This is a genomic window from Synechococcus sp. B60.1 (assembly GCF_047462555.1).
GTDB lineage: Bacteria > Cyanobacteriota > Cyanobacteriia > Thermostichales > Thermostichaceae > Thermostichus.
In genome coordinates, this window is sequence record NZ_JANSJN010000005.1 from 33692 (window position 1) to 44853 (window position 11162).

An 11162-nucleotide genomic window follows, 5' to 3' on the forward strand; every position below is an offset into this window, starting at 1 on the left:
TCCATACTTCTATCCTCAATGGCTTTTGCAAAATATCAACTAATCTTGAGGTTTTCTTCCCAATTGCTGGCCATGTTATGCACATCACGGTTTTCTTCCTTATGAAATCTGGACTTTACCCAGACTGTGTTTTTCTTAACGGTTGAAAACCAGTGGAAAGATCTCCTACTGGGAGACCTCCGCCGAGAGGTTGTGCAGGCGATGGGCTTTGGGATCAAAGCCCGCCGGGAAATGGGTATAGGCATCGCAATCGGCGTGATCCAGCAAAGCCCCTTCCAAGAGGGCACCGCGGAAATTGCTGCCAAAAAGCAGACATCCCCGCAGGTCGGCTCCCGATAGGTTGGCGCCGCTGCAATCGGCAAAGCTGAGATCGCACCCCCGCAGGTTGGCGCCTGCCAGGTTGGCGCCGCTGAAATCGGCATAGCGCAGGTCGGCACCGGCTAGGTGGATCCCTTGTAGGTCGGCCTGGGGCAGCTCGATCTCCTGGAAATCTCGCCGTCCCGCCGCATAGTCTCTAACCAAATCCCCAACGCTATAGCTCATTGAACCTCCTTGCTTGGGGAGGGGGGATCCTCCACCCGGCTAGGGGCAGCCTTCCGGGATCCCCCGCCCCCTCGTTTAGAAGTGTTGATGGAAGGTGCGGTTAATCACATCCAGTTGCTGCTCGCGGGTAAGCTTGATGAAGTTCACTGCGTAGCCGGAAACCCGGATGGTGAGCTGCGGGTAGAGCTCTGGGTGCTCCATGGCCTGCAGCAAGGTCTCGCGGTTGAGGACATTCACGTTGAGGTGAAAGCCGCCATCCCGCATGTAGCCGTCCAGCAGCCCCACCAGGTTGGCAACCCGCTCCTCGGCCGTGCGCCCTAGGGCCGCCGGCACGATGGAGAAGGTGTTGGAGATGCCATCCAGCGCGTCGTCGTAGGGCAGCTTGGCCACGGAGGCCAGCGACGCCACCGCTCCCTTGGTGTCGCGGCCATGCATGGGGTTGGCCCCCGGCGCAAAGGGCTCGCCAGCCCGCCGCCCATCGGGGGTGTTGCCGGTTTTCTTGCCGTAGACCACGTTGGAGGTGATGGTGAGAATGGACTGGGTGGGAATGGCGTTGCGGTAGGTTTTGTGCTTGCGCAGCTCCGCCATGAAGGTCTGCACCAATTGCACCGCAATCTGGTCAACCCGGTCGTCGTTGTTGCCATATTTGGGGAAGTCGCCCTCCACCGCGTAGTCCACCACCAGGCCGCGCTCGTCCCGAATTGCCCGCACCCGCGCGTACTTGATGGCCGAGAGGGAATCCGCCACCACCGATAGGCCAGCCAGGCCAAAGGCCATCGTGCGCACAATGTCGCGGTCGTGCAGGGCCATCTCCAGGCGCTCGTAGCAGTACTTGTCGTGCATGTAGTGGATGATGTTCATGGTGTTGACGTAGGTCTTGGCCAGCCAGGCCATCATCTGCACCAGGCGCGGCCACACCTCGTCGTACTCCAACACCTCAGAGGTGATGGGGGCGTAGGCCGGGGCCACCTGCTCACCGGAGATCTCATCCCGACCGCCATTGATGGCATAGAGTAGGCACTTGGCCAGGTTTACCCGCGCCCCAAAAAACTGCATCTGCTTGCCAATGCGCATGGCCGATACGCAGCAGGCGATGCCGTAGTCATCCCCCCAGTAGGGGCGCATCAGGTCGTCGTTTTCGTACTGGATGGAGCTGGTTTCGATGGAGACCTTGGCGCAGTAGCGCTTGAAGGCTTCCGGCAGCCGCTCCGACCAGAGCACCGTTAGGTTGGGCTCCGGCGCCGGCCCAAGGTTGTAGAGGGTGTGCAGCATGCGGAAGCTGGTCTTGGTGACCAGAGGTCGCCCATCCAGCCCCATGCCGCCAATGCACTCAGTTACCCAGGTGGGATCGCCGCTGAAGAGCTCGTTGTACTCCGGCGTGCGCAAAAACCTGACCATGCGCAGCTTCATGACAAAGTGGTCGATGAGCTCCTGGGCCTCTTCTTCGGTGAGGATCCCGGCCAGCAGATCCCGCTCGATGTAGATGTCTAGGAACGTGGAGACCCGCCCCAGGGACATGGCGGCGCCGTTTTGCTCTTTGACCGCTGCCAGGTAGGCTAGGTACAGCCACTGGATGGCCTCGCGGGCGTTGGCTGCCGGACGGCCCAGGTCAAAGCCGTAGCTGGCCCCCATTTCCTTGAGCTCGTGCAGGGCTTTGATCTGCTCTGAGAGCTCCTCCCGCAGGCGGATGGTCTCTTCATCCATCGTGTCCAGGTCGAGGCTGGCTTTTTGCGCCTCCTTGTCTTCAATCAGCCGATCCACCCCGTAGAGAGGTACCCGCCGGTAATCACCGATGATGCGGCCCCGCCCATAGGCGTCCGGCAAGCCGGTGATGATGCCAGAGCGGCGGCAGCGGCGCATCTCCTCCGTGTAGGCGTCGAAGACCCCGTCATTGTGGGTCTTGCGGTATTTGGTAAAGATCTCCTTAACCTTTGGATCCAGCTCGTAGCCGTAGGCCTTGAGGGCCGTCTCTACCAGGCGGATGCCGCCAAAGGGCAGGATGGCCCGCTTCAGGGGCTTGTCTGTCTGCAGACCTACAATTTGCTCCAGCTCCCGGTCGATATAGCCCGGCGGGTGGCTGGTGATGCTGGAAGGAAGGTCGGTGTCGGCATCCAAAACCCCCCGCTCCCGCTCCAGCGCCATCAAATCCTTAACCTTGGCCCACAGCCGTTGGGTGCGCTCGGTGGCCGGCGCCAAAAAGCTTTCATCCCCGGTGTAGGGAGTGTAATTGCGCTGAATAAAATCTCGGACATCGATGCAGCGCTGCCACCGTCCCGGCAGAAAATCTCTCGCAACTGCTTGATCAGATACTTTGCGTTCTGTATTTTTTTCGGCCTTCGATTCTGTAGACAAAGCTACAGAACGCTGCGCGCTCGCTATCATAACAATCCTCCCAACTATGACGCCTGACAACTCCGCCAATAGGCTGACAATAGGGCAAGGCGGCGCCCCAGCAACTGCCAAAAGCTACAACAATCTTTGCAAAAGAGAGGGCCTGGTGACTGACTTGAGGGAGAGCTTTTAGCAACTCTGCTGTTTCTTTTTTTGGATGTTGGCCATACACCTCGCCCACTTCAATTTTAGTCCTTTGCCCTGCGAAGATGTTTTTGTGGGCGCATTTTTAAGCGTGTTTTTAATGTTGTCTTAAGGGTTTGCTGGAAAGGGTTTTGACCTTTTCCCTCGCCAAAGGGCCAGCCTATGCTGGGTTAGGGCGGCCCCGGTTACCTGTTGCCGGGAAAACACCAGAACACCTGGCGTTCGCGTTAGCCGTGCGCTTTCTATGAACCAGTCCATTCGAATTGTCCAAGGGATCCATCACCTGCACTTCTACCTTTGGGATCTGCCCCGTTGGCGGGAACACTTTTGTCGGGTTTGGGGCTTCCGACTGGAAAGCGAGGCCGGCAACACCCTGGATCTGCGGCAGGGATCCCTGCGCGTGCGCCTGTCTCAGCCGGCACGGGCGGGGGACGAGGTGGATCGCTATTTGCAGCAGCATTCGCCGGGGGTGGTGGACGTGGCTTTGGCGGTGGGGGAGCAGGAGCTACCGGCCTTGGCGGAGCTGTTGCGGGGGCGAGGCGCCCCAGTGGAATGGATCCCGGCAGCAGCGGCGCTCTGCCTCCACACCCCCTACGGGATCCGGCATTCTCTCGTCCCCGGCCCCTCCAACGTCACCCCTGCGGAAGCAGGCCTGTTCTCCCATTGGGATCACGTGGTGTTGAACGTGGAGCAGGGATCCCTGCAGGCGGCAGCCGACTGGTATGGCCAGGTGCTGGGCTGGCGGCATCTGTACCGTTACAGCATCCACACCGACACCTCTGGCCTGGAAAGCGTGGTGGTAGGGGATCCAGAAGCCGGGATCCAATGGGCCATCAACGAACCCACCTGCGCCGCTTCTCAGATTCAGGAGTTTTTGGATGCCCATGGTGGCCCGGGCATTCAGCACGCGGCGCTGCACAGCCCGGATATCGTTGCCAGCCTGCGGCGGTTGCGGCAGGGGGGAGTGGACTTTTTGCAGGTGCCGCCGCAGTACTACACCAGCCTGGAAAGGGAGTTGGGGTTGGCGCTCCGTTCCGCCCTTGGACAGGCCATCTCCTGGCAAGACCTGGTGGAGCAGCAGATCCTTCTGGATGCCACCCTGCCCGCCTCTGATGGCCAGGATCGTCCCCTTCTGCTGCAAACGTTTACCCAACCTCTATTTGGCTGGCCCACCTTTTTCTTCGAAGTGATCCAGCGAGTGGGCGGAGCCGCGGGCTTTGGCGAAGCCAATTTTCAAGCCCTGTTCGAGGCCCTGGAGCGGCAACAGCGGCAGCGACAACAGGCGTTGATCCCCTAGCTACAGCCGGCAGGGATCCGGAAAACTTTTCTCGGTTCCCTGGAAGTCTTATCCCAGGGGTAAATGGCTAAAAGTTTAGAGCAGTTGGGCAGCGATTGCTTTCAACAGGTGGTTTTGGTCGATGGGCTTGGTTAGATAGGCATTAGAGCCGAGCCGCAGCCCTTCTTCCATGTCTTCTCGGCTGGTTTTCGAGGAGAGAAAGACAAAGGGGATGTGGGCAGTGAACTGATCCCATCTCACGGCATCGAGCACCCCGTAGCCGTTTAGCTTGGGCATGACCACATCGCACAACACCAAATCCGGCAGGAGGGCGCGCACCATCTGTAATCCTTCCTCTCCGTCGCTGGCCGCAACAGTGTCGTACCCAGCTCGTTGCAACACCTTCTGCAAATAGGTGCGGATAGCGGGTTCGTCTTCAATCACCAAGATGCGTTTGGACATGTGGCTTCGCAAACAAGCAAACAAGAGACCCCCCAACCCCTGGGGCTGGCTGTCGGCTTCCCGGAACAATCGAGAGCCGAGTTGATGCGGGAACGAACAGGGAAGCTATGGAGGCAGCATAGAAAAACTCTGAGGAAAAAAACTCCGCCAAATAGCTCATTCTGGTACCCCAACCCTCTGCAAAAATCCTGATGCGCTGCAGAACCCCTTTCCTCATCCGCGGATTTGCGGCTATGGTCATTTCAAATAGCTTCAAATAGCAATGAAACGTTTCTCTACCTACGTCTAGCCCCCCCTCTCCCTCAGGGAGAGGAGCGGGGGGTGAGGGTCTTATTCCGAGGTGAGTTGTCGCTCCATCAGCCTGGCTAGGGCAGCAGGGGGGGTGGTCTGCCCTTGCAACAACAGATGCACCTCCTGGGTGATAGGCACCCGGATGTTATGCTGGGCGGCAATCTTGACCACGACGGGGGCGGTGTAAACCCCTTCGGCAGTGCCCTCGATTTCGGCCAGAACCCGGGACAAAGGCCTGCCTTGACCCAAGCCGTAGCCTACGCGGTAGTTGCGGCTCAAAGGACTGTGACAGGTGGCCAGCAGATCCCCTAGCCCTGAGAGGCCGTTGAAGGTCTCAGGCCGCGCCCCCAAGTGGGATCCCACCCGGATCATCTCTGCCAGGCCGCGGGTGACCAGGGCAGCCCGAGCATTGGTGCCCAGTTGCAGTGCATCGCACACCCCCACGGCGATGGCGATAACATTTTTCAGGATGCCCCCCAGCTCCACCCCCAAGGGATCGCTGCTGGTGTAGAGGCGAAAGCGTTCCGAAGCCAGGGCATGCTGTACCTGCATAGCTGCCCAGGACTGCCGGCTGGCCACCACCGCCGCTGCCGGCAAGCCCTGACGGATTTCCGCCGCAAGGTTGGGCCCCGAAAGCACCACCAGAGGCTGCTCTGGGAAAGTGGCCCCCCAAATTTGGGCAGGGGTCAGAAGCTGCAGCGGATCCAGCCCTTTGGTGGCCGAGACCACAATCGCTTGGGGAGGGATCCCCACCTGGCGCACCGCTTCCACCACAGGGCGCACCCCCGCCATGGAGACTGCCGAGATAAGGATTTGGGATCCCTGGAGCACCTCTTTGAGATCCAGATCCTTGCGCCGATCCCAAAGCTGCACTCGGTGCCCCTGGGCCTGGGCCAGTAGAGCCAGCGTACTTCCCCAGGCTCCCGCCCCTAGAATGGCGATCTTCTGGGGGGATGTTGTGTTAGTTTTCATCCGACCTTTGCAGCCGCCGCTTCTCTCCCAGGATGCCTTTTGCAGACGCCTCCGGAAAACTCCCCGCTAGCAAGAGAGCGACAAAGGTTAGTATGGGTGGATACCAAATCATGGGTTCGGCCTGAGAGCAGACGACATGACAGAAGCAGGGATCCGACGCCTTCCCTCTGAAGTAGCCGCTAAGATGGGGAGCTGGCAGCACGGCTATGCCCTGACCAATGGTATTCAACTGCACTACGTCACCCAGGGGGAAGGGGAGCTGGCGATCTTGTTGCATGGTTTCCCGGAGTTTTGGTATTCCTGGCGGCACCAGATCCCAGTGTTGGCGCAGCGGTTTCGCGTCGTAGCCCCCGATCTACGCGGCTACAATGACTCTGATAAGCCGGATCACGGCTACGACCTAGATACCCTCACGGCGGACGTCCGCGGCCTCCTGGATCACTTTGGGGCTAAGAGGGCGGTAGTGGTGGCCCACGACTGGGGAGGAGCCATTGCCTGGCACTGGGCGCAATTTTTCCCCGACGAGATCCGCAAGCTGGCCGTTCTCAATTCCCCTCACCCGGCTTGCTTTCGGCGGGAGTTCTTGACCAACCTAGATCAGATGCGCCGCAGTTGGTACCTGTTCTTTTTTCAGTTGCCTTGGCTGCCGGAGTGGGTGCTCCAGTGGAACTTGGGCGATTGGGTGCAGCGCATCTTCCAAGAAACCTCGGTGCGCAAGAGTGCCTTCACCCGACATGACCTGAAGATCTACCAAGAGGCTCTCGCCAAACCCAAGGTGCTCACCTCTGCCCTTAACTACTACCGCCACTTGTTTAGCCTGCCCACTCTGCAGAACCTGTTTTTACAGCCTCTGCGGCAGATCCTCGCCCCCACCCTACTCATTTGGGGAGAGGAAGACTTTGCCCTCAGCCGCGAGCTGACCGAGGGAATGGATCCCTTTTTCCCCAACGGCATTCGCAAAGAATACATCCCCGAGTGCGGCCACTGGGCACAGCAGGAGGCGCCGCAAACCGTGAATCGGCTGCTGATGGAGTTCCTCTAGTTAGGTGTCAAGCCTAGGGGATCCCCTTGGGAGAGCTTTACCAGCTTCAGGGGTTCACCCTAGAATAATCCACTGAATTCTAGCGGGGGAAACGGCATGGCCCTGGAGTATCCACCCCATCTGCGCTATGTGGACACCCACGAGTACATCCGCGTTGAAGATGACCTTGCGGTGATTGGGATCACGGCTTATGCCGTCGATCAGCTTGGCGACATCGTTTTCGTCGGCCTGCCGGAGGAAGGAACAGAGATTGAAAAGGGCGAGAGCTTTGGTTCGGTGGAATCCGTTAAGGCCGTGGAGGATCTCTATGCCCCTGTTTCGGGGGAAGTGGTGGCGGTGAACAAAGCAGTGGTGGACAGCCCGGAGAGCATTGCCGACGATCCCTATGGGGATGGCTGGCTCATCAAGGTGCGCATGACCAACCCGGAGGATCTCGACGACACGATGAGCGCCGAGGCCTATGCCAGCTTGGTGGAGGGATCCTGAACCCTACAGCAACACCTCCCGGTTGCCCCCCTGCGTTTTGGCCTGGTAGAGGGCCTGGTCGGCTGCCTCTAGGAAGCTGGGTGCAGAGGTTTCTGCTGGAAGCCGGAGCAAAGAGGCGACACCAATGCTACAGGTGAGGTGAATTCCCCCCTGCAGGGGAAGGGATTCGATGGCCTGCTGTAGGCGCCTGGCCAACTGCAGGATCTGAGAGTCCGGGATCCCGCGCACCAAGAGGGCAAATTCATCGCCCCCTAGGCGGGCCAGCAAGTCCTCGCCGCGAACTTGAGCCTGCAGTTGTTGGGCCACCTGGATCAGGGCTTGATCCCCGGCCAAGTGCCCCCAGCGATCGTTGATGAGCTTGAAGTTGTCTAGATCCAGGTAGAGCAAGTGGAGGGGAAGGCGATGGCGCAGGGCAAAGGGGATTTCCCGCTCAAGGTGTTCTAGGAAAAAACGACGGTTGTGGAGGCTGGTGAGTGGGTCGTAGAGGGCAGCGGCGGCCATCTGGGAAAAGAAAGCCTCCTCCAGCCGGTCATAGTAGGCAAACTGTAGGAGGCTATTGCCCACCTGGATGCGATCCCTATCCGCCAGAACCCGGCAAGTTACCCGTTCCCCGTTGACATAGGTGCCGTTGAGGCTGCCTAGATCCGTGAGGAGATAGCTTTCCCCTTCCTTCCCCAGCTGGCAGTGCTGCCGAGAGATGGTGTAGTCAGAAAGCTGAACGTCGGCTTGGGGGCTGCGCCCCACTACTACTGTCTCCCCTAGGCGGAAAGTCCTGCCCCTGTCAGATCCCTGGAGCACCGTCAAAAAAGCGCCCACCGGTTCCCTCTCTGCTTCCAGCCCGCAGCTTTCTAAGGGCATGAGGGTGGTCGGTTCTTCCAGAGAGAGAGGAGAAGTGTCCATGGACCTAGGGATCCCCTGCTTAGGCTAACATCCCTTCTCCGTATTTGTATCGTAGTATGTAACAACCTTGAGGCCCTCTACTCACCTCTAGAAGTGGCCAGTGGCCTGGGAACTCCAGGGGGCATTCTCCTATGCCAGCCCCAGGCGGCGGCGGAAGTAGGGGATGGTTAGCTCCAAGCCGACGGACAAAGGGATCTGCGGCTCCCAGCCCAGCAGGGCGCGGGCTTTGCTGATGTCGGGCCGGCGCTGCTTGGGATCGTCGGTTGGCAGGGGGCGGTGGACAATGGGAGAAGAGCTGCCAGTGAGGGCCAAGACCTGCTGGGCCAACTCTAGGATGGTGAACTCCTGCGGGTTGCCCAGGTTTAAGGGGCCGGGGTGGGCGCTGTTCATTAGGCGCACCAAGCCCTCGATGAGGTCAGCGATGTAGCAGAAGCTGCGGGTCTGGGATCCATCTCCATAGACGGTGAGGGGATCCCCGCGCAGGGCCTGGACGATGAAGTTGCTGACCACGCGGCCATCGTCTTCCCGCATGGCCGGGCCATAGGTGTTGAAGATGCGGGCAACGCGGATCTCCGTCTGGTGTTGCCGCTGCCAATCAAAAGTTAGGGTTTCGGCCAGGCGCTTGGACTCGTCGTAGCAGGCCCGCGGGCCGATGGGGTTGACATGGCCCCAGTAGTCCTCTGGCTGGGGGTGCACCTGGGGATCCCCGTACACCTCCGAGGTGGAAGCCAGGAGGAAGCGGGCCCCGGTTTTTTGAGCCAGCTCCAGCAGGTGGTAGGTGCCCCAGACACTGGTGCGGATGGTGCGGATGGGATCCGCCTGGTAGTGGGGCGGCGAGGCGGGGCAGGCCAGGTGGTAGATTTGCTCGATCCCAGCTTTTTCCAGCTCCGGCGGCAGCGGCTCGGCCACATCGTGCCACAGCAAGGTAAAGGCGGGGTTGTCGCGGTGGGCCTGCACGTTCTCCTCCCGCCCCGTGTAGCCGTTGTCGAGGCAGATAACTGCGTGGCCCTCCTGCAGAAGGCGGCTGACCAGATGGGAGCCAATAAATCCCAGACCACCCGTTACCAGAATCTTCACCAGCCCACTCCAATTAAGGTAATGCCCGCCTGTTGAACGGCCTGCCGATCTAAGCAATTGCGGCCATCAATCAGCAAAGGCCGCCGCATCAGCTCGGCAAGGCGCCGGTAATCCAGCGACAAAAACTCCGGCCACTCCGTCACCAGCACCAGGGCATCGCAATCCTGGGCCAGGCGGAATACATCCGTTTCCACCACCACATGGGCCAGGCCCTCCCGCATCCCCGAAGCCGAGACAATGGGATCATAGGCCTTCACCTTGGCTCCCAGGCGGTGGAGCTGCTCGATCAACGTCAGAGAGGGCGCATCCCGCAGGTCATCGGTGTGGGGCTTAAAGGTGAGGCCCAAAAGGCCAATGGTTTTGCCCTTAAGCACCTTGAGGGCCTGCTGTAGCTTTTCCACCAGGCGCTGCCGCTGCTCGCGGTTGACCTCGACAGTAGCCCGCAACAGCTTGGCCTCATAGCCGTAGTCAGCAGCTGTTTGAATGAGAGCTGACAGATCCTTGGGGAAGCAGCTCCCTCCCCAGCCTATACCGGCGTTGAGGAAGGCGCGGCCAATGCGCTTATCGAGGCCGATCCCTTCGGCCACTTGGGTGATGTCGGCGCCGGTGCGCTCACAGATGTTGGCGATCTCGTTGATGAAGCTAATCTTGGTGGCCAAGAAGGCGTTGGCGGCATATTTGATCATCTCGGCGGAGGCCAGGTCGGTGACCAGCAAGGGCACGGGATCCCCGCCCAAGCCCTGTTGGCGGCTGAGGATGGGCTCGTAAAGCTGCCGCAGGATCTCGATGGCGCGGGGGCTGTTGGAGCCAATCACGATGCGGTCTGGGTAGAAGGTATCCTGGATGGCGCTGCCCTCTCGCAAAAACTCGGGGTTGCTGACCACGTCGAAGGGCGGCACACAGGGAGACTTGTCCAGGGTGGCCAGGGAGGAGGGGGTGGGATCCCCTCCAGCCAGGGCCATCTGTTGGCTGCTTAGACGTTGCTGGACAGCCTCGGCGGCGCCGTCGAGGATGAGCATACGCACCCAGTCGCCGGAACCAATGGGGACGGTAGACTTGTTAACAATAACCCGGTAGCGGTCGTCCAGGTGCTGGCCGATCTCCCGCGCCACGGCCTCCACGTAGCGCAGATCCGGCTCGCCGCTGGGCAAAGCTGGGGTGCCCACGGCAATAAAAATCACCTCGCTGGCTTTCACCGCCAGGCCCAGGTCGGTGGTAAAGTGCAGCCGGCCGGCCTCGGTGCCTCCCCGCACCAGCTCTTCCAGCCCAGGCTCGTAGATGGGCAGGTGGCCCTGCTGCAAGTTTTCGATTTTGACGGGGTTGTTGTCTACACAGATAACGCTATGGCCCAGGTGAGCCAGACAGGCGCCGGTTACCAACCCCACATAGCCAGCTCCCACAACCGCCACGTCCATAGCCCGCTTCCCCCTCGCGTCGATGCTTGGTTCTAAAATACCCCGCCGACCGGGATCCCCTATCCTCAAGGGGAGGAAAGACAGCCATGAACTACCCCACCGCGCAGGCGGGTGGGGTTTCCTCACCCGCTTGACAGCAGAGCTTTTGTCTCTTCTTCTGCCC

Annotated in this window: 10 protein-coding genes; 3 read left to right on the forward strand and 7 right to left on the reverse strand. The window is 60.2% G+C overall.

All coding sequences use genetic code 11. From position 1 onward, the window contains the following. Positions 1-165: 165 nt before the first annotated feature. On the reverse strand, positions 166-543 hold the full coding sequence (locus tag NW863_RS01220; protein WP_414363945.1) for a pentapeptide repeat-containing protein: 378 nt from the start codon (positions 541-543) through the stop codon (positions 166-168). 75 nt (positions 544-618) lie between these two features. Next, positions 619-2925: a formate C-acetyltransferase gene (gene pflB, locus NW863_RS01225; RefSeq protein WP_414363946.1), complete on the reverse strand. Its 2307-nt coding sequence runs from the start codon at positions 2923-2925 to the stop codon at positions 619-621. A 397-nt stretch (positions 2926-3322) separates the two neighbouring features. Here pflB and NW863_RS01230 point away from each other — a divergent pair, with 397 nt between their 5' ends. Continuing rightward, positions 3323-4375, forward strand: coding sequence for a VOC family protein (locus tag NW863_RS01230; protein ID WP_414363947.1), 1053 nt, complete (start codon positions 3323-3325; stop codon positions 4373-4375). Positions 4376-4450: 75 nt separating this feature from the next. On the opposite strand, the gene NW863_RS01235 is transcribed toward NW863_RS01230, so the two are convergent. Continuing rightward, complete coding sequence (locus NW863_RS01235) at positions 4451-4816, reverse strand: response regulator (RefSeq protein WP_414363948.1); 366 nt, start codon at positions 4814-4816, stop codon at positions 4451-4453. Between the two features lie 330 nt (positions 4817-5146). After that, positions 5147-6079: an NAD(P)H-dependent glycerol-3-phosphate dehydrogenase gene (locus NW863_RS01240; protein WP_414363949.1), complete on the reverse strand. Its 933-nt coding sequence runs from the start codon at positions 6077-6079 to the stop codon at positions 5147-5149. A 136-nt stretch (positions 6080-6215) separates the two neighbouring features. Here NW863_RS01240 and NW863_RS01245 point away from each other — a divergent pair, with 136 nt between their 5' ends. Continuing rightward, complete coding sequence (locus NW863_RS01245) at positions 6216-7121, forward strand: alpha/beta fold hydrolase (RefSeq protein ID WP_414363950.1); 906 nt, start codon at positions 6216-6218, stop codon at positions 7119-7121. A gap of 96 nt (positions 7122-7217) precedes the next feature. Further along, entirely contained in the window at positions 7218-7607 is a 390-nt protein-coding gene (gene gcvH / locus NW863_RS01250) for a glycine cleavage system protein GcvH (protein WP_414363951.1), read from the forward strand. 3 nt (positions 7608-7610) lie between these two features. Here gcvH and NW863_RS01255 read toward each other — a convergent pair whose 3' ends face one another. The 3 genes from NW863_RS01255 to NW863_RS01265 form a co-directional block, all read right to left on the reverse strand. Next, the gene (locus tag NW863_RS01255) at positions 7611-8507 is read right to left on the reverse strand and encodes a diguanylate cyclase (RefSeq protein WP_414363952.1); all 897 of its coding nucleotides are present in this window, start codon (positions 8505-8507) and stop codon (positions 7611-7613) included. A 129-nt stretch (positions 8508-8636) separates the two neighbouring features. Next, on the reverse strand, positions 8637-9584 hold the full coding sequence (locus tag NW863_RS01260) for a UDP-glucuronic acid decarboxylase family protein (protein WP_414363953.1): 948 nt from the start codon (positions 9582-9584) through the stop codon (positions 8637-8639). Then, entirely contained in the window at positions 9581-10999 is a 1419-nt protein-coding gene (locus tag NW863_RS01265) for a UDP-glucose dehydrogenase family protein (protein ID WP_414363954.1), read from the reverse strand. The genes NW863_RS01260 and NW863_RS01265 overlap by 4 nt, the downstream gene beginning before the upstream one ends. Positions 11000-11162: the final 163 nt, after the last annotated feature.